The organism is Polymorphospora sp. NPDC050346, from assembly GCF_040655695.1.
Classification (GTDB): Bacteria; Actinomycetota; Actinomycetes; order Mycobacteriales; family Micromonosporaceae; genus Polymorphospora; species Polymorphospora lycopeni.
In genome coordinates this window covers 89,162-107,064 of record NZ_JBFAKM010000015.1, presented here as the reverse complement: position 1 = coordinate 107,064, position 17,903 = coordinate 89,162, and the positions used below count along the sequence as shown (strand labels likewise).

The window sequence follows — 17,903 nt, the reverse complement described above, 5'->3', positions numbered from 1 at the left end:
CGAGAAAGCGGATTCGCGGGCATCCGGTCGACAACTCCCGCGGCGGCGGAAAGCTCTCGGACAAGCCCGCCTGGTACCGGACCGGGCGAAACACGGGACGCGCCCATCCGCGACGGGTACAGCGTCTAGAGATGTCGCCCGGCTCCGGACTCTCTGCGCTCGCGTCGACTCCGGTGTCGCGGGTCAGGCCGAAGAGCGCGTGCCGCCGGCGCCGTCGGAGGTGGACTTGCGGGAGTCGCCCACACGACCTCTCTAGGTAGGCGTGCGATTACATGAAGTGATGATCGGTGGTGGTGGCGTTAATCTATGCCTGCTTGTAGCCGCAAGGCCGTTTGTGCGGCGCAGGGGGAGTGGGTGCGAAACGCTGGGACGCGCTCCTGGTGGACCGGCGGGGGCGGTCAGTTGTGCGGCCCGGCCAGGTCAACAGCTCGTCGTACTGCTCAACGGTCGGCTTCGGCCGCCGGTCGATCGGCACCACGGCACGGTCGCCGGCCGGATCGAGAGGATCTCTGAACAGATCTGCCAGCTGCGTAACCAGCGCGATGAGGTGGCGTTCATGCTAAGAGGCAGGCCGGCTCAGCGTGCGGGAACGACCGTAGTCGGCGAGGGCATGGAAAGCGACCTTGGGTGTCCATGAGCCGTCCGGCAGTACTCGCACAATGCCCCGTGCAGCCAAGTCATAGTCGTGCTCAGGATCGCCGGTGGTCGGTAGGTGCCGATTCGCGAAGGTGTACACGAACGCCGCCTCCACTCCGCCGGCCTCGTAATCGCGCAGCAGGTCGACGATGTAGCGCGCTTGCCCTTCCTCGTCGCGCTCCAGTTCCGCAGTCAGCTTCACAGCACGGCCGTGCTCGTCGTACGTCACCGGTTCTGCCCCGCCGGCCACGTCGGCCGCGCCCCGGAATGTGCAGCAGCCGAACTCGGTCGCGGCGTACGGCTTGCCTTGCCCCACCGCCGCCGCCAGGGTCTGTGGAAACGCCGTGGAATTGGTCGCGTCGCGGTAGCCCGCGTCGCTGGCGATGATGTCGAACGGCGCCCAGTCGACGTCCTCGAGCGGGATCGAGGCGTATCCGACCAGGCCACCGAACCGATCGCGCACTGCGGGTACCGCTTCGGCGAGGAAGTCGCGCACGGCGGCCCGGGCAGCCGGGACTGCCTTCCTCATCCGCATCGGATCGGTGAACAGCGCCATCCGTTCCTCCAGGTCACGGCCGGGCAGGAAACCGTCGGTGAACACCGATATCTCAGAACCGGTGAGATACACGACCGAGGCGCCGCCGCGCCGCAGCCGTTCGGCCCGCTCGGCACCGTCGAGCACGAACGCCATGAGCCCGTCGCGGTCCAGGCCGTTGGTGAACGGGCAGTACCACACCTCGAGCCCGGCCTCGGCCGCCAGCCGGCCCGCAAGCTCCAGCCGGTCTTGAACACCGCCGGTGACACGCACCGCGTCGCAGTGCAGCTCGTCGCGGATGACACGCAGGTCGCTCCGTACAGTGTCGGGGTCGAACGGCTCGTGAGTGGTAGATCCGGCGCTCACGAAGCCGGTGTCGTAGTTCATGCCAAAGACGCGCATCAAGAGTTCCTCTCCCTCTTACGGTACGCCGCGTACCCTATAGGGTACGTCCAGTACCCTACAAGGCGTGAAGACGAGGCGCCGGGGCGAGGAGTTGGAACGGGCGATCCTGCACGCCGCAGCGGACGAACTACGCGAGTCCGGATACGCGGGAATGACCATGGACCGGGTCGCCGCCCGCGCCGGGACCAACAAAAATGCCATCTATCGCCGATGGCCGCATCGGGCTGCCCTGGGCATTGCGGCGTATCGCCACCTGTCCGACGCCGCTATGCCGAACCCCGACACGGGCACCCTGCGAGGTGACGCACTCGAGATGCTTCGACAGGCCAACGAGACGTGGTCGTCGCCGCACGGAGCAGTCTTGCGCGGTCTGCTCGCCGCCGCGGCCGACGACCCGGAGCTACTCACCCTTATGCGCGAACGGTCCGGCGCAGACACCGTGGACCGCGCTTGGCTCGGGATGCTTGAACGGGCCGCAGCCCGGGGCGAGGCGCCGGCGGCGGCCGCCCATCACCGGGTGGCGACGACCCCGATAATGCTGCTACGCGCCGAGTACGCGATGCGCGGTATCCCCTCGGTCCCCGACGAGGTACTAGTCGAGATTGTGGACGAGGTGTTTCTCCCCCTGGTACGCGGCCGCGGCTAAGGGCCCATCCCAGATTCGGCACAGCCGTTGATCCCGGTCCCGCCGGCGAGGCCGCAGAGTGGCGGGAGACCTCGGCTGCGCCCTGCTTCTGCTACCGCCGTGCTCGGGTACGCCCGGCACGTCCGAGGTGATGCGTCGGTGGCGTCCACGCCGGCGGGGGTGCTGGACCGTGTTCCGTCGCGGCTTTCACCGCTGCCCGACCGCGCGGGCGGACGGTTGTTCGAGGTGCGCAGCCGGCCGGCGGCCATCTGGGAACGACCGGCGTTGTGGACGCAGACGAACAGAACCCTGGGTGTGGCGGTCACGGGTCTTCTTTTCCGGTGATCAGTTGATGAGGTGCTGCGGCGACGACTCGGGGGTCGGCCAAGATACGACGGAAACCGGCAACCCGTGATCTTGAGTTGAACTTGCCGCAGGTGAGGTGTTGGGGCGGATCGGCGTCGCCCGCCCGACCAGGGACAGTGATGCGCAAACACAGCCGGAGGACTGATCTTGTTCGCAGCGGACTCGTTCGCGTACCCGCTCACATAGGTCAACGGCGCACCCGATAGCGCAGGTGAAGCACCCGGTTGCCCTGAATCACCACGTCAGGATCCTCCAACAGGTGCTGCGCGTGGACCGACCCGAAGTAGCGCTTGCCGGACCCGAACACCACGGGTACGACGTCCATGCGCACCTCGTCGACCAGGCCCGCGGCAAGCACCTGGCCACCGACGTCGCCGGCGGCGACCTCGACGATGCGGTCACCCGCAAGCTCCTGCGCCTTGGCCACGGCTGCCTCGACGCCGTCGACGAAGTGGAACGGCGCCCCGGGGTCCCAGCCCTCGGGCTCCGGCCGGTGCGTCACGACAACCACGTGGTCGATCCCGCCCGGAGGCTTCCCGCCCCAGCCGTCCGTCATGTCGAAGACGTGACGGCCGACGATCGTGACTCCGATCTGGTCCCAGTACGGCCGGGTGTGGTCGTAGGACGTCTGCGACACCTTCACCTCGCCGCTGTCGTCCAACGGGACGTCACCGCTGGACAACCAGTCGAACAGCGGCCCGGGCTGGTCATTCTCGTCCGCGACGAAGCCGTCCACCGACACGGAGCTGTACATGACCACCTTGCCCACGGCGCTCTCCTCTGCTTTGGGGTGCCCCCAAATTAGCGTGTCGTGAGCTGTTGCTCTTGTAAGAAATCAATCAGCCGGAAGCGGCCAGCTGTCCAGCACGTGGCCGGGATGTTCGCGCAGGAACCGCCGCCGGACTTCGACGTACCGGGTCGGTGTGAACCCGGTGAACGCCCGGAACTCGTGGCCGAAGTGGGCCTGGTCGAAGTAGCCTGCGCCACCGGCGACGTCGCCCCAGTCGATCGGTTCGGCGAGGTTGAGCGTGAACAGGGTGGCGGCGAAGCGATGGGTGCGGGCCAGCCGCTTCGGCGTGACGCCGATGACCTCCTTGAACCGCTGTGCCAGATGAGTGCTGCTGACACCGGCTGCCACCCTCAGGTCGCCGATCGCCACCGCCCCGCGGGTCGCCGCGATGACGCTGCTCGTATGGCGGACCAGCCCCAGGCCGGCGGTCTCGCACAGCCGTCGCATCAGCTTCTTCTCGAGCAGCGTCAGCATCTCGTGCGGTCCATCCGCCGTGGCCAGCCGGTCCCGCAGCTCAGCAACGGCGGGCCGGCCCCAAACCTGCTCTACCGTCACCGGCCGGTCGCGCAGCTCGGCCGCGGGCATCGGCAGGAACGGCGCCAGCCCCCACGGCTTGAAGTGCACGCCGACGGACCTGGTCCAGAGCGGGTAGCCGAAGTCCAACGCGCGGGTGGGCATGGTGACCACGCAGCCGTCGGCGTACTCGGCCGTCTCGATGTCGGTGCCGGCACGGATGCGGAACGGCGCCCCGAGGTTGACGATGAGCAGCGCCCCCGGCATCGGCGGCAGCGTCAGCCGGGCGTACGGCGACGCACCCTCCAGGTAGTAGAGGTCGTCGATCAGCCCGTCCAGCGGCGGTCGCGGCACTCTGGACACGTACTCCACGCCCACAGCATCGCCGACGCCCCGCCGGCATCGCGTGCCGGGATGGTCCAGCCCCGCTGCCGCCAGCATCGAGCCGGCGCCGATCCCGGACGAGTGTCCGGCCGCGGACATTTGCGTGGGCTACGCGTGCTGCATGAGCGATGGGGCACTCGACGAGACGCGCTGTCACGCCCGGAACTGTGCCCTGGCACCCAGCGTGTCTCCGGACCGGGCCGACTGCGCGGTCGCGTAGCCGGGAATCGAAGACACGGCGTGTTTGATCTGCTGGGCGGGGTATGGCGTTGCGCGGCTTTCGCCGAACAGGTTCCAGTGGAAGTCGTTCATGATGCTGGCGACGGGTGCGTAGCGGCTGATGAGCGCCGCGGCCGGCACCGGGACGTTCGCGGGTGGGTCCCCGGCAGCGCATCGCCGGACGTAGTCGTAGCGTTCGACGGGTCCGCCGGTCTCGGGGGCCGGCACCCCGGCGATGTTGGCGACCATCCAGTTGACCAGTTCCTTCATCGCGTAGCCCGCGTCGTAGCTCATGTGCTGTTCGACGAAGTCACGCTCGTCCGCGGACAGATCGAACCGGGCCGAGGTGGCCAGGCCGAAATCCGCAAGGTAGAGACGGTCGCCGTCGGTCAGGATGTTGCGGAAGTGGGCGTCGAAGTGCAGCAAACCGTTGACGTTCATGAAAGCGATGTCGGCGCGCAGGCATCGCTCCACCATGGCGCACGCGGCGGTGACGGCTTCCTCGCCGGCGGGAAGCTGCTTGGCCAGCCAGTCGTGCAGGGTCTGCGGGATGTATTCCAGGAACAGCACCACGCTCGCCGACGCCTGGGCGAGCGCGTGCAGCCGCCGCCGCACTGCCGCCGATCCGTCCCAGTACGCGACGGCACGTTCGATGTCCGCGTGCTCGTCGGCCAGCGGCGCCGCCCCGGGCAGCACGCGCCAGTGATACATCAGTGGAAACGCCTCGCCCTGCCCGGTGAGCACCCAGTTCGTCGTCATGGTGTTGGCGGCGAGTTCCCGCCAGGCACCGAAGCCGGGGCCGGCCAGCAGGCCGAGTCCGTATTGGCAGAACATGTCCACCCCGAAGAGGTTCGCGGTGGACATGACGTTGTCCGGTCCGCGCTCCAGGTCGGTCAACGGGATCCGCTTCACGAAGACCGGTGCGCCAGCGGTATCGAGTAACGCCGAGGTGCCCCCGACGCCGGACCCGATGGCCGTGGCCGTGTCCACGAGCTGACCAAGCTGATGATCACTGAGTAGGGCCAACGCCGTGGACACGGCACCGTACCTGTCCACGCGTGCCCCGTGCGACATGTCCGTGCCGTCGTGCGGCAGTCCGCTCACCACGTAGCCCACCTTCGACGATCTTCAACGCCTCGGGGAGAGAGCGTACCCGTGGGTGAGAAGCCGAAATGGCGGCGTGCCTCGACCACGACACACCCGAAAGGTAAGTCCGGACTCCGAAGGGTTCGAGCGGACAGGACACAACTGTCGTGTCCGTTGAAGGTTGCCAGTGGCGTCGATGGTGACCAGCGGCTCGCAAGGTAGGTCCGAACATTTCCGTGTGCAATCGTCCCGATGCGCATTGCGGTTTCCCCGGTGTCGCGTACTGGTTGTCGTGTAGAGCCGCGTACGACTGATCTTGTAAAGCAAGCACTGGCCGAACCAGCGAGGTTCCGTCTCCGCCGGTCGGGGCCGGGCACAACTCGGGAAGGGAACACCAGGGCGACGTCGCTGCACGTGATCCGTAAGCTCACATCGCACCGTAACCGCATGCGGCCTGTCCGTGACACCCGGCCCGGAGCCTGCGCAGAAACACGTTTGGCGGACCACGGCGGCCGCTGCTAATTTTCTGAGAGCCGTGCGAGAGACCGAGGAGGTGGTACCCGTGAACGTTTCGACATGGGTGCTCCCCTCTGGGGTCACGGTCGGGCGATAGGTCGTCCGGGAGCGCCGTTCACGAGCACTCCCGAAAGGCACGACCATGCGATTCACTACTGAGCAGCGCCTCGATGACGGCGTCCTCGAACGCGAATTCACCCTCGGCGAGATCCCCGGCATCCTGTGGACGCCCGCATCGGCATCCACATCCGCGCCGGTCCCGCTGATCCTGCTCGGCCACCCACCGCTCGGACTGCACAAGATGTACCCCCGTCTGGTCGCTCGGGCACAGCACGCCGCGACGGAGGGCTTCGCTGCGGCCACCATCGAGCTCCCCGGCAGCGGTGACCGGCCCCGTTGGGCCGCCGCCGAGCAGGCCCGCGCCGACCTGCGCCGGGCGATGGAGGCCGGCGAGCCGGTCAGCGACGAGATCATCGACGCCCTCATCCTCCCGCTCGTCGACAAGGCGGTCCCGGAATCGCAGGCCGCCCTGGATGCCCTCCTGTCACTGCCCGAGATCGGCGGCCCGGTCGGGTACTCGGGGGGAGTGATCTCCGTCGGTATCCGGCTTGCGGTGGTCGACCCGCGCATTGTGGCCGCCGGCTTCTTCGCCGGGAGTTTCGTGCCTCGCACCATGTTCGAGGAGGCCCGACAGGTCACCATTCCGCTGCATGTCCTGCTGCAGTGGGATGACGAAGGCAACGACCGGCAGGCGGCCCTGGACCTGTTCGACGCCTTCGGCTCCAGGGAGAAGTCGCTGCACGCCAACATGGGCGGACATACCGGCGTTCCGCAGTTCGCAGGGGAGGACGCGGCCGGATTCTTCGCCCGGCATCTGCGCTAGCCGCGGGCCGGGGCCCGCCGCCAGGTCAGCAGCAGGCGGTAGGCGGCGCCGGCCAGCACGCCGCTCATCGAGGGTGGGCCCCGGCCCTTCTCGATGGCGGTGGCCAGCAGATGCACAACCGCCTCGATCGCGGCGGTACCGGGGCATCGGCGGTCCCGGCCGGTCGAGGCGTTCGTCTCCGCCGCGACGACCTCCTGGATCACCTCGACCAGCCGGGCATCGGCCCTGCCGGTGCCGTGGTAGGGGCGTTCCGTGCGCTGGTCAACCAGGCCCCACAGGCCCTGTGCCGTGTAGCGGGCGCTCGTTGAGCGTGGTCCACACCGGGTCGTACTCCGGTCGCGGTGTCGCACCGGCCAACACGTCGGGCGGAAGCTGGTCTCGACCTCCACGACGTGCCACTGCCACTGCTCAAACCTCACCGATCGCAGCGGCCTGGATCGATTTATGCAGGGCAGGGCCGATCGGCCCGCTCAGCTTGGTGAGTTCCTGGATGCGCTGTTTGTTGGCGCGTCTGGTCTTACGGTCGAGGACGAGGTTGAGGTCGGCGGCGGCGATGATGGCCACGAGTGCGGCGTCGGCGGGGTCGATGCTGCCGATGGGTTTGCGCAGGGCGGTGTTGACCCGGTCGAGGAGTTTCTTGCGGACGCGGGGGTCGCGGACGGTCACCCTGGTGGTGGGGAACAGCCCGAGAACTTTGTGGGGTTGGAGGTGGACCCAGCCGCCATCGTTGAGCTGCTGGCGTGTCGCTCGGACAGTGGCGCGCTGCCTGTGGCCGATCCAGGACTGCCATGTGTGTGGCTTGGAGCCGGCGATCTCTTCGAGGAGCGCGCCAAGGACGGGATCGTGGCAGGGGTGCCGGACGTCGATGGCGGCGCGGCCGCGTTCGTCGGTGAGGTGGCCGCCCCGGAGAAGGTCGGCGAGGGCCGCGGCGCGGAGCATGGCCCCCAGGTTGGTGCCCAGGTCGACCCTGCCCTTGTCCGGGTTGTAGGCCAGCAGGAAGATGCGCTGGGGGAGGCTGTGAGGTACGGCCATGTCAGGCTTCTTTCGGGTCGCGTGTGGCGGGGGATACCGCGATGCCCCTGGTCAGCGCCGCTTGGACGATGCGGATGGCCTCGTTGGCGTCGATGCCGAGGCTGGCGATGACGGCGGCGTATTCGGCGGCGGCGCGACTCGCCCGTTCGCGTCCCTTCTCGCCGGCCGCGGACACGAACGAGCCGGCTGATCCGCGAGTCTCGATCAACCCTGCCTCCTCCAGCTCCCGGTAGGCTCGGCCGACGGTGTTGACGGCCAAGCCAAGGTCTGCGGCCAGACGACGGATCGTCGGCAGCCGGGCGCCCACGGCGAGCGTGTGATCCTGGATCTGCCGGGCGAGCTGAGCACGCAGCTGCTCAAACGGCGGGACGGGCGAGGCCGTGTCGATGACGATCATTCGGTTCACGGTGCGCTCATGACGTGCCGCGCAACCATGGCGATCCGCGCGGTCCGCGCCTCGATCAGGGCCTGCGCGATGACGCTCAGGACGATGAAGACGATCCAGGCAGCGTTCCACCACCCGAATGCGGTGCTGAACACCGACACCACCGGCAGCGACCACACCGACCACACCGACGTCGGCACGGCGCCGACCCGGGCGTCCTCGACCCGCATGATGACATCGGCGGTCAGCGAGACCTCGTCGTCGGCCACGACCGGGTGCGTCAGAACATGGCGCAGCTGGACGACAATGCCGACCGCGAGCCCGCACAGCCCGATGAGCAGGATGACCGCCGCGTACCTCGCGGTGGAGTTGCGCAGTGTCAGGGCGCCGATCGCCAGCGCCGTCGCGCCCGCGAACGTGGCGGCCGCGAACGCGGCACGCGGCCAGCCGAGCACGGTACGCCAGCCGAGCCGGACCGGGTGAGCCGCCCGTCGCTGCAACGTCGCACCGGCGCGCCGGTCGACCCGCCGCACCCACCAGTCCAGTAACCACTGGGCCAGCACCAACCCGACCACCAGCGCCGTCAACACCAGCAGCAACCAGCGCCGGTTCCCGGACCCGTCAACCATGCCGCCGACGTAGGTGAGGGCAACCGCCAGGATGAACGCGGCCAGCAGGACGGAAGCGGCGAGCCGGGTACGTCGCCGGACCGCCAGACGCGTCGCCAGCAACGGTGTCGGCCGGACGTCGGCCAGGCCGTGCCCGGCCAACCACGCGCCGGCCCGGTCAAGGTCCGCCGGACGCATCGGCGGGCCAGCAGCCGGCAAGGTTCTCTCCGGCATGACACCCCCTTGTCGCAACTCTTGTCTCAAAAGAGTGCGTCAAGCTTTGCGACAAGTCAAGCCGGCTCGAGGTGAGTGTGTGCCGCCTGGCGCGAGGGTCTGACAACGCCGGGCGCGACCGCTCGGGGTCGGGTCATGGGCCGCATGGGACCGGGCGCCCGGTAGCGTTCGGAGCGTGAGTCGGGAGGCGTACCTGTGCGTCAGCCCGTACGAGGGCGTCTACCCGTCGCAGCACTACGCCGACTTCGAAGCAGAAGAACGATCCTCGCCGGCGCGACCGATGTCACGCCGTTGCTGTGGCTGGCGATGTTCCGGCCCCATGATCTCCGTAGCGTCCCTGTCGGCACGGCTTCCGCCGGTGATACGGCTTGCTTGCTGGTCACCGCCCCGGTCACGTCCCGGCAGCGGGCATTGGCCAACCTCTACGCCTCGGTTTCCGTGCTGGACCGGCTCTTGCCAGGCCCGGTGTCCGAGCACGCCGAACTGCTCCGCGAGGCCATGCGCTGGCTTCCTGGGGCCGTGGTCACGATCGAATGGTGGGCCGACGACGCGCCTCATGCGCGTGCTTCCGCGATCCTGGGCAGGGCCCTGGCGGTGTTCGACCTCGGTCCTGACGCGGGCGGCAGCAACCTCGACGCTCTCAGGGCCGCGACCGGCCTTCTCCTGCACCGGCCACCCGTTTCGGCCCCTCTACCGCTCGATCAGAAACTGACGGCCACAGACCACCAGGTTGACCTCCCCCGGATGCTCGGCCAATCCCATATGCGCATGCTTCTCTGGGAAACACCCTTTTAGACAACCGCCTCCCAAACCAGGGCACCGATGCCAGTATGGGCAAGTTCATGGGGATCGAGTGCCCGAATCTGGCACCCCTGTGTGGCAAGGGGTGGCCGGGGGCGGTGTTCTAGGCTGCACCGCCGAAGGCCGCACCAAACGCGAGGTCATGCGTAACCTCAAGCGCTACATCTGCCGGCAACTCTTCAGGATCCTGACCAACGCGCACCCAGCCACCAGCACACCCTAATGTCCATAGATGCATATCGCTTGACTCGATAGGTTCCGTTGCGCCAGAATTCGGGAACGGATCGATAGCGACAAGGTTCGTGCCGGCCGACTCTTGCCTGCTAGGACACGGCTTCGATAAGTGGTCATGTCCATCGTCCGGAATTGCAGGGCCGCCTTCGGAACTGCGCCTGAGCAATGGAATGCGCGAGGGTTCAACCACGAAAATCAAGGCGACCGGGCTGTCGTCGCAGCGGCGCCACGGCAAAGGATGTGGCCATGGCCGACGAGATCGGACGACGGCAGGGTCGCCGTGCCCTGGTGGATCAGGTTATCGGGGCCACGACCAGGGTCGATCTGCAGCCGGCGGAGCGGTCGTCTTGGCTCCTGCCCCGGGCAGGCGCAGCTGGCGATGCCCTGCCGTGCGTGGTCCTCGCGGACAGTGCAGGTCTTGGCGAGTTCAGGGTCCTTCAGCGACAGCTCAGCCAACTCGGCGTACCGAGCATGTACCTGGATACCAGGTCCATCGTGGAAATGAGCGTCACCGCCGGGGCTGACGACGGTTTACTCGTGGTAAACGGTTGCCGTATTGCTCCGGTCGTCGCGTGGATCCGTCACTTCACGTCTCGCGGAATCCCACGCCTCCGACATCCCGGTGCGGCGATGTTCCGCGCCGACTCGTGGTGCGCGATGGTGCACGAGCTGACTGCGTCCGCGCCGGTCAACCTTCCCGGCGGCGGCGCTTTGGGACGGCTGGAACAGCTGACCGACGCGGCGAGAGCCGGGCTGCTCACTCCGCGGACGATGGTCACGACCGACCTGGAGTCCGCCGCGACCAGCTTGTCCAGCGAGCGGATCGTCGTCAAGGCAGTGGGTGAGCACTTCGTTGAGATTGAGCCGGGCCTACTCGTGTACGCCCTTCCCGAGATCGTTCGTCGAAGTGATCTCGCCTCCCTGGCGCCCCTCGATCTCCCGGTGATAGCGCAGGAATACATCGATCATGATCGAGAGCTGCGAATCTACTATCTGTACGGCGACATCCACACATTCGAGGTGGTCAAGGACTCACCCGATGCGCCGTGGCGTGATCCGTCGGCAGTAACCGTGACCCCCACCGCGGCGCCTGCGGACGTCGCCGAGGCCGTGCGAGTGCTGGCGGACGCGTGGTCCCTGACCTACGGCGCATTCGACATTCTGACTGCGGACGAGGCCGCCTTCTTTCTCGAGGTCAACCCGCATGGCGACTGGCGCTGGTTCGAGTCGGCAGCGGGCGTGTCCCACATCACGGACGCGGCGGCAGCCATGGTCCGCACGCTCTACCAGCAGGCCCTCGGCGGTGCGCCACAGCCGCCCGCGGTGGAACTCGTCGACTTCCTACTCATGCGGGGGGAACGGTGACAGGGCTGCCTTCACCTCGTCTGCACTGCTCGATACTTGGTCCACTCGCCGTACAGATCGATGGCGCGCCGGTACGTATCGGCGCGGCAAAGCAACGGCTGCTCCTGGCGGTGCTGCTGTGTCGTGCGAACAGCACCGTACCGTCGCCGCGATTGATCGACGCGCTGTGGAGCACGGCACCGCCCCGTACCGCGCGGAAGAACCTGCAGGTCTACCTTTCGGAGTTGCGGAAGAAGGTCGGAGACCGGATCACGTTCGATGGCTGGGGGTACAGCTTCCACGCGGGTGAAGAGGAGCTCGACGCGCTGACCCTGCGTAGGCTGGCCAGCACGGGACGCAAGGCGATCCGCGAAGGCGACATCGACGGGGCGTCGGCGATGCTGGGCAGAGCAGTCCGGCTGTGGCAGGGGCAACCGCTTGTCGAGTTCGCGGACGCGCCGATCATCGAGGAGCCGGTGCGGCGGCTCAACGAGCTCTACCTGTCGATATATGAAGACTGGGCCGAGTTGGAGATCGGGCAGGGGCGCCCAGCGGCCGCCTTGCGGGGACTGGATGAGCTGGTGCTGCACCACCCGACCCGGCAGCGCATCGTCGGTGCCAGGATGACGGCCCTGGCCCACTGCGGCCGCCTGTCGGAAGCGCTGTCACAGTACGAGGAGCTTCGCCGACGACTGGCTACCGATCTGGGCGTCGACCCGAGCCCGGCGCTCAGGAGTCTGTACCGGGAGATCCTCGGGGAATCGGGGTCACTGGCGGCGACAGGTCGTGGACGGCAGCGTGCCGGGGGTCAAGCGGCAGCGGCGGGGCGGCCAGCCAACCATCTGCCCTGGGACGTCTCGGACTTCGTCGGACGGGAGATGGAGCTTCGCCGGATCGTGGGGGAGAACGCTGCGATTACGCTCGTCACCGGTGAGCCGGGAACGGGAAAGACAACTCTCGCTGTCCGCGCGGGACATCAACTGTCGGCCGCGTTCCAGGACGGGATCCTGATGGCGAGCTTCCGCTGCGGCAATGAGACGAGGAGCGTAGCCGCAGTTCAGCGGGAGATACTCGAGGCAGCGGGTGCGATGGTCCCTGGGGTTCAGGGGGATGCGGCCACGGCGTTGCTGTGGCGGTCGTGGTTGGCAGACCGCCGCGTACTGCTCCTTATCGACGACGCACCGAGCGAGGCGAGCGTTCGCGCGCTCCTGCCTGGCGCTGCGGGCAGCAAGGTCCTGGTGACCAGCAGAAGCCGCCTGAGCGGGCTGGAATCGGTCGCTCGCATCCGTCTCGGCGAGCTGACCGAGCCCGAGGCAATCCGCTTTCTGGGGATACTCTTCGGCGTTGATGCGGTACTGGGCGATCCGGTCGCCGTGAGAACGATCCTGCGACGGTGTGGTCGGCTGCCCCTCCCGCTGCGTGTCCTCGGCGGGAGATTCGCCGGGCTCCGGCACATGTCCCTTGCCGCCATCGCGGCCCGTCTCGATTCGGCCGCGAGCCCGATCGACGAGCTGGTCGCCGGGGATGTGTCGTTCAGACAGCGTTATGAGCAGTGGTACGAGGACCTGTCACCGGCTCACCGGGACACCTTACGCATTTTCGGGGCCCTCGGCGGTGAGCAGTTCAGCCAGGAAGAACTCCTTGCGGCACTGGACGACGACGTCGAGGCCGCCGAGCGGATCATCGAGCTGGCGGCCGAGTCCAACCTGGTTACTGTCGTTGAGGCTGAGGTGACGGCTCACTCGGTGTGCTATGCACTGTCGCCGCTGACTCGTGCGTTCGCGGTGTCGCTGGCGGCACGGCGAGCGCGCGGAGGGCAGGACTGAGCGCGGCCAGAGCGCAGGCGGCCAGCAGCACGACCCCGAGGAGAAGGAGCGCGCTCACCCCGCCGGTGTACTGGGCGAGGCCGCCACCGAGCACCGGTCCGAGCGGCGCGAGTCCCATGCTGACCACGCCCAGCAGCGACACGAGCCGGCCCATCATGTCGTCCGGCACGGTGGTGGCGACGATCACCTGTAGCACCACATTGATCGCCGGCACCGCGACCATCGCCAAGGCGAGCGGTACGACGGGCCAGTACCTGCCGAACGGCAAGGTGACCAGGCAGACGGCGACCGCGAAGAACGTCACCACCGCCAGCATCAGCTTCCCGGCCGGTAGCATCCGGCCGATCCTGGCCGACATCATCGCGCCGAACAGTCCACCGATACCCAACCCCGCGAGGACGACGCCGGTCGTGGTCGAGTCGCCGCCCCGGTCGCCGACCACCACGACCACGGGGATGAGGAGCGAGTTCGCGACAAGGTTGGCGGCGAGCGACATCGACAGCGCGGCCCGGATACCCCGCTGCCGCCACAGCCATCTGCCCGCTTCCGCGATGTCCCGGTGCACCTTGGAGCGTTTTGGTGGGTGGACCGTTGCCGGGTGGCGCGGCACGTCAGCGAGCACGATGCAGACCATCGAGACGGCGTAGGTCACGGCGTCGACCAGGAACGGAAAAACTCGCCCGAGATTGAACAGCAGCCCACCCAGCGGTGGGCCGGCCAGCGAGGCGGCATGCAGGCGTGACTCTTCCTGCGCGTACGCCACCGGCAACTGCTCTGCCGGCACCACGGCGCGAATTGCCGTCGCGTGCGCCGGACCGAAGAAGGCATCCGCGGCACCGTTGATCACGGCGACTGCGATGATGTGCGACAGCCGGGCCTCGTCCGCGAGGATGGCGATGGCGAGCGTGGCCATGGACAGGCAGCGAATCGCCTCGCTCGTGAGCAGGATTCGGCGACGGTCCAGCCGGTCCACGAAGACTCCGGCCGGAAGGCTCATGATGATCTTGGCGCCCATCCGGCAGGTGGCTGCCAGACCGGCCAGGGCGGGTGAGCCGGTCACGGCCAGTATCAGCAGGGGAAACGCCAACCAGGTGAGACTCGACCCCAAGGTCGAGGTCGCGCCGCCGATCCACAACACCTGGAACCGGAAGTTGCGACGCAGGGGTACCGCACTCATCACGACCTCCGTGCACTGCTGACGGGGACAGCCGGAGAGGGATTCGGGTTCCTCGACGCGGACGTCACGAAGGCCGCCACGGCCGCCGCGCCGGCCGTGCCGTTGAGCCGAGCACCGAGTGACCGGACGCGCGCCCTCATCGTTTCGTGGTCGCGAGCACACACCAGCGCATCGGCACCGCCGGTGCCGGCGGTGAGTGGGACGGCGATGCCCGCCCTCCGGCATGCCTCCGCCAACAGCGGCTGCTCCGATCCCGCGGGCGCGACCACCATCGGCTTGCCCCGGCTGGCCGCAGCCAACACCGGCGACGAGGTGCCGGACGTCAGCACCACCTCGGACATGTCGATCAGCGGGCCCATCCACGGCTTGCGCACCACGACCAGATCCGCTCCGGCATCGAGGCACGCCGGACCCGAGCGCCCTCGTTCGACGATCGCCTGGAACGGGCCATCGGTGAACATGGCGTTCAGGCGCGGCCACAGGCTGTCGGCACCGAACGTCCGGCCCAGGTGGACGTACACCACAGGCTTGCCCACCCGCGCCACCCGTGCGGCCACCTGTTCGATCGCGTCCGGGTCAGCCTGGGGCTCCCATGGGCAGGGCCCCACGTGGTGCACGCCCTCCGGCAGGGTCGCTCCCGGATATTCCAGGGCGGGGTCACCTCGCAGCAACAGACCGGATCCGATCAGGGGCTGGTACGGCACGCGGTCCCGTCGGCGCGGTAGGCCGACCTGTTCGCGCGCCTGATGGTAGAAGCGCAGGGTCTCGCGCAGTCGCCACTGCCGACCTACAACGGATTCCGGCTCGCCGGCCCCTCCTGACCGGTACGGCCACAGATGTGCGGCGAGTCCGAGCACTACGATCGGCACGTCGAGGGTCTCGGCGGCGAGCAGGGCCCCGTTGCAGAGAACCGAGGTGAGCAGGACGTCCGCCCGGATCTCGCGAGCGGCACTCAGCACGGCCGCGTACTGGGCAGGGCCCTGGACCGGCCACCACCCGACGGAGAAGGCGTGGTTCTCGCCGTACTGCTCCGCCGGCAGCGCCGTCAGCCCGGCCTCGTGAACAGCCGACATCGACCGGGATCGGCAGAGCACCGACACCCGGTTGCCTCGCCTGCGCAGTTCCCGTCCCACGGCGATTGCCGGGTACAGATAGCCTGGATCGCTCAAGGTGCAGAGCAGGACATTCATCGCAGTCCGGTCGGGCTGAGCCCGAGGTGGTGGGCTAGGAAGGCCAGCTTGTCGGCGAACACCGCCACTATCCGCGACAGCGCCGCGCGCCCGTGGCCCACGTCCCGCTCCACCCGCAGCAGCACCGGCGCCGTCCCGCTGGTGGCATGCTGAAGCGCGGCGCACATCTTCCGCGAATGGCACGGATCCACCCGGGTGTCGCCCGCTTGGACCGCCAGCAGCACCGCAGGATACGCGACGCTGTCGCGGACCCGGTGGTACGGCGAGTACGCCAGGAGGTTACGGAAGTCCACGGGGTCGTCCACGCTTCCGTACTCGGCACGCCAACTCGGTCCCATCCCGGAGCGCTCGTAGCCGATCATGTCGAACAGGGCGGCGATGGTCACGGCCGCCGCGATCTTGCCCGGGTGCTGGGTGAGGGCCGTGCCGACCAGCAGCCCACCGTTCGACTCTCCGACGATCCCGAGTTGATCGGGGCCCGTCCACCCGTGCGCGATCAGGTAGTCGATCGCCGCGTCGAAGTCGTCGAAGACCTTCTGCTTGTTGAGTCTCATGCCGGCGCGATGCCACTGCTCGCCGTCTTCCCCGCCACCGCGCAGGCAGGCTACGGCCCACACACCCCCGGCCCGGATCCAGGCCAGCGCATCCGGCCGGTAGGTGGGCGTCATCGAGATCCCGAAACCGCCGTAGCCCGTCAAGATCGTCGGGCGTGGCCGATCCGGGACGCCACCGGGCGAAAGGATGAACATCCGCACCGAGGTCCCGTCGTGGGACGTGTACGTGACCTGACGCGTCTCGACCGTGGGCGCTTCCGTCGAGGACCGGCCAGACAGGGGGATCACGTGTCCGGTACGCCCGTCGTAGCGCAGCACGCACGGTGCGGTCACGAAGTCGGAATAGCTGAACCAGACCTCGTGATCTCGCTCGGAGCGTTGCACGAGTCGGCCGACCGTGCCGCTCCCGGGCAACGGCACCGTCGCCACCTGCCGGCCGTCCGTCAGGTCGTGAACGGTGATCTCCGAGGTCGAATTGCGGTTCCAGACGACCACGGCGAGTGGACTCTCGAGCTCTTCACCCAGCAGTACCGCAACGTCGTCGAGTACCGCCTCCGGGCGCTCGGCTATCAACGTCCGCCACTGTCCCGACGTGCAGGCGCCGGCAGTGGTGACGGCGACCCGGCCGCGCGGGGCGGCCAGGTCCGTACGAAGCCAGATCGGATCTTCGGGAGACGTCCCCGGACAGATCCGGAAGCTCGTCCGGGCCGGCGCCTCGGTCTTCACCGGTACGAGGTCCGGCCGCTCCGCCGAACTTGTGTGCAGGTCGGCGAGCCACAACTCGGTGGTCCGTTCGGTGCCTCGCGTCGCCGAGACGGTCAACCATCGGCCGTCCGCGGTCACGGTGACCCAGTAGAACTCGGTCTTGTGGCGACCTTCGCCGAAGATCAGGACATCCTCGGCCGGATCCGATCCCACCCGGTGCAGGTAGACCCGCCGGTGGTAACGCTCCTCGCCCGGATTGAGCTCGGGCGGCAACCGGCGCACGTAGTAGTACGCCTTCCCCGTCGGTAGCCACGCGACGGGGGACCGCCGTACCCGGTCGACGGGACCGTCCACCACCGTCCCGGACGTGACGTCGAGCGTCCTGAGCAGCGAATCCTCGACACCTCCGGTGGAAAGCTGGAACGCGAGCAGGTCACCCTCGGCCGACGGATGCCACGCCTCCAGCACCGTCCGTCCGCTCGGGTCGGACAGCATTGGGTTCACCAGCGGGCGGTCCACGCCGCCCTCGGACACCAGTAGCGTCGGGTGCTCGGCTCCCGCTTCCCGACGCGTGAAGAAGGTCCGGGCGCCCCGGGGCTGTGGCGGCGAGGTCATGATTGTCCGGAACGAATCCGTCAGCGCCGCGCGCCAGTCGTCAGTACCGTGCCAGCGCGCTCGCTCGTCGACGAACAGTCGCTCCTGCGCAGCCATCCACGCGGTGGTCCGCTCGTCGTCGGGATCCTCCAGCCACCGATAGGGATCGGCGACCCGGTGACCGTGATGGTCTTCTGTCCAGGTGAGCCGCTCCGCCACCAGGTACGGGGAGCGTACCGAGTGCATCGCAGGGTCCGCCAA

General features: G+C 68.3%; 16 protein-coding genes and 1 pseudogene. 5 read left to right on the top strand and 12 right to left on the bottom strand.

The window, feature by feature from the left end:
* Positions 1-559: 559 nt before the first annotated feature.
* Positions 560-1,573 carry a hypothetical protein gene (locus AB0I42_RS17785; protein ID WP_357538613.1) on the bottom strand — a complete coding sequence of 338 codons (1,014 nt, stop codon included), beginning with the start codon at positions 1,571-1,573 and terminating at the stop codon, positions 560-562.
* Between the two features lie 67 nt (positions 1,574-1,640).
* Here AB0I42_RS17785 and AB0I42_RS17780 point away from each other — a divergent pair, with 67 nt between their 5' ends.
* Entirely contained in the window at positions 1,641-2,222 is a 582-nt protein-coding gene (locus tag AB0I42_RS17780) for a TetR/AcrR family transcriptional regulator (RefSeq protein WP_357538612.1), read from the top strand.
* Positions 2,223-2,449: 227 nt separating this feature from the next.
* On the opposite strand, the pseudogene AB0I42_RS17775 reads toward AB0I42_RS17780, so the two are convergent.
* From AB0I42_RS17775 to AB0I42_RS17760, 4 genes and pseudogenes are all read right to left on the bottom strand, one after another.
* A pseudogene (locus AB0I42_RS17775) lies at positions 2,450-2,527 on the bottom strand (heat-shock protein HtpX); the annotation flags it as partial.
* A gap of 227 nt (positions 2,528-2,754) precedes the next feature.
* Complete coding sequence (locus tag AB0I42_RS17770; RefSeq protein WP_357538611.1) at positions 2,755-3,336, bottom strand: dihydrofolate reductase family protein; 582 nt, start codon at positions 3,334-3,336, stop codon at positions 2,755-2,757.
* A gap of 66 nt (positions 3,337-3,402) precedes the next feature.
* The gene (locus AB0I42_RS17765) at positions 3,403-4,242 is read right to left on the bottom strand and encodes a helix-turn-helix domain-containing protein (protein WP_357538610.1); all 840 of its coding nucleotides are present in this window, start codon (positions 4,240-4,242) and stop codon (positions 3,403-3,405) included.
* Positions 4,243-4,407: 165 nt separating this feature from the next.
* Entirely contained in the window at positions 4,408-5,463 is a 1,056-nt protein-coding gene (locus AB0I42_RS17760) for a phosphotransferase (RefSeq protein WP_357538609.1), read from the bottom strand.
* A 754-nt stretch (positions 5,464-6,217) separates the two neighbouring features.
* Here AB0I42_RS17760 and AB0I42_RS17755 point away from each other — a divergent pair.
* Positions 6,218-6,958, top strand: coding sequence for an alpha/beta hydrolase (locus AB0I42_RS17755; RefSeq protein ID WP_357538608.1), 741 nt, complete (start codon positions 6,218-6,220; stop codon positions 6,956-6,958).
* On the opposite strand, the gene AB0I42_RS17750 is transcribed toward AB0I42_RS17755, so the two are convergent.
* The 4 genes from AB0I42_RS17750 to AB0I42_RS17735 are packed head-to-tail and all read right to left on the bottom strand — an operon-like array spanning position 6,955 to position 9,217.
* Entirely contained in the window at positions 6,955-7,377 is a 423-nt protein-coding gene (locus tag AB0I42_RS17750; RefSeq protein WP_357538607.1) for a hypothetical protein, read from the bottom strand. The two genes, AB0I42_RS17755 and AB0I42_RS17750, sit on opposite strands and share 4 nt — an antisense overlap.
* A complete protein-coding gene (locus AB0I42_RS17745) occupies positions 7,367-7,990 on the bottom strand; it encodes a GPP34 family phosphoprotein (RefSeq protein WP_357538606.1) in 624 nt (207 codons plus the stop codon). The genes AB0I42_RS17750 and AB0I42_RS17745 overlap by 11 nt, the downstream gene beginning before the upstream one ends.
* Position 7,991: 1 nt before the next feature.
* Positions 7,992-8,387 (bottom strand): GntR family transcriptional regulator, encoded by a 396-nt coding sequence (locus AB0I42_RS17740; protein WP_357538605.1) that lies wholly within the window; start codon positions 8,385-8,387, stop codon positions 7,992-7,994.
* A 5-nt stretch (positions 8,388-8,392) separates the two neighbouring features.
* Positions 8,393-9,217 (bottom strand): hypothetical protein, encoded by an 825-nt coding sequence (locus AB0I42_RS17735; protein WP_357538604.1) that lies wholly within the window; start codon positions 9,215-9,217, stop codon positions 8,393-8,395.
* 372 nt (positions 9,218-9,589) lie between these two features.
* Between AB0I42_RS17735 and AB0I42_RS17730 the strand changes: the two genes are divergently transcribed.
* The 3 genes from AB0I42_RS17730 to AB0I42_RS17720 all read left to right on the top strand — a co-directional run bounded on the left by AB0I42_RS17730 (position 9,590) and on the right by AB0I42_RS17720 (position 13,422).
* Positions 9,590-10,012, top strand: coding sequence for a hypothetical protein (locus AB0I42_RS17730; RefSeq protein WP_357538602.1), 423 nt, complete (start codon positions 9,590-9,592; stop codon positions 10,010-10,012).
* A 486-nt stretch (positions 10,013-10,498) separates the two neighbouring features.
* Complete coding sequence (locus AB0I42_RS17725) at positions 10,499-11,617, top strand: hypothetical protein (protein ID WP_357538600.1); 1,119 nt, start codon at positions 10,499-10,501, stop codon at positions 11,615-11,617.
* Positions 11,614-13,422 (top strand): BTAD domain-containing putative transcriptional regulator, encoded by a 1,809-nt coding sequence (locus AB0I42_RS17720; protein WP_357538598.1) that lies wholly within the window; start codon positions 11,614-11,616, stop codon positions 13,420-13,422. The genes AB0I42_RS17725 and AB0I42_RS17720 overlap by 4 nt, the downstream gene beginning before the upstream one ends.
* Here the strand turns inward: AB0I42_RS17720 and AB0I42_RS17715 are convergent.
* Genes AB0I42_RS17715 through AB0I42_RS17705 form a run of 3 tightly spaced genes read right to left on the bottom strand, consistent with a single transcriptional unit; the run spans position 13,307 to position 17,888 of the window.
* Positions 13,307-14,599, bottom strand: a complete 1,293-nt coding sequence (locus AB0I42_RS17715; RefSeq protein WP_357538597.1) for an MFS transporter — start codon at positions 14,597-14,599, stop codon at positions 13,307-13,309. The genes AB0I42_RS17720 and AB0I42_RS17715 overlap by 116 nt on opposite strands.
* On the bottom strand, positions 14,599-15,789 hold the full coding sequence (locus AB0I42_RS17710; protein ID WP_357538595.1) for a hypothetical protein: 1,191 nt from the start codon (positions 15,787-15,789) through the stop codon (positions 14,599-14,601). Before AB0I42_RS17710 ends, AB0I42_RS17715 begins: the two co-directional genes overlap by 1 nt.
* On the bottom strand, positions 15,786-17,888 hold the full coding sequence (locus AB0I42_RS17705) for a prolyl oligopeptidase family serine peptidase (protein ID WP_357538593.1): 2,103 nt from the start codon (positions 17,886-17,888) through the stop codon (positions 15,786-15,788). Before AB0I42_RS17705 ends, AB0I42_RS17710 begins: the two co-directional genes overlap by 4 nt.
* Positions 17,889-17,903: the final 15 nt, after the last annotated feature.

Excerpts from the sequence above, each read along its gene's own strand:
- AB0I42_RS17785 (WP_357538613.1), bottom strand. The coding sequence starts at position 1,573 with ATGCGCGTCTTTGGCATGAACTACGACACCGGCTTCGTGAGCGCCGGA.
- AB0I42_RS17755 (WP_357538608.1), top strand. The coding sequence starts at position 6,218 with ATGCGATTCACTACTGAGCAGCGCCTCGATGACGGCGTCCTCGAACGC.
- AB0I42_RS17745 (WP_357538606.1), bottom strand. The coding sequence starts at position 7,990 with ATGGCCGTACCTCACAGCCTCCCCCAGCGCATCTTCCTGCTGGCCTAC.
- AB0I42_RS17740 (WP_357538605.1), bottom strand. The coding sequence starts at position 8,387 with ATGATCGTCATCGACACGGCCTCGCCCGTCCCGCCGTTTGAGCAGCTG.
- AB0I42_RS17735 (WP_357538604.1), bottom strand. The coding sequence starts at position 9,217 with ATGCCGGAGAGAACCTTGCCGGCTGCTGGCCCGCCGATGCGTCCGGCG.
- AB0I42_RS17725 (WP_357538600.1), top strand. The coding sequence starts at position 10,499 with ATGGCCGACGAGATCGGACGACGGCAGGGTCGCCGTGCCCTGGTGGAT.
- AB0I42_RS17715 (WP_357538597.1), bottom strand. The coding sequence starts at position 14,599 with ATGAGTGCGGTACCCCTGCGTCGCAACTTCCGGTTCCAGGTGTTGTGG.
- AB0I42_RS17710 (WP_357538595.1), bottom strand. The coding sequence starts at position 15,789 with ATGAATGTCCTGCTCTGCACCTTGAGCGATCCAGGCTATCTGTACCCG.
- AB0I42_RS17705 (WP_357538593.1), bottom strand. The coding sequence starts at position 17,888 with ATGCACTCGGTACGCTCCCCGTACCTGGTGGCGGAGCGGCTCACCTGG.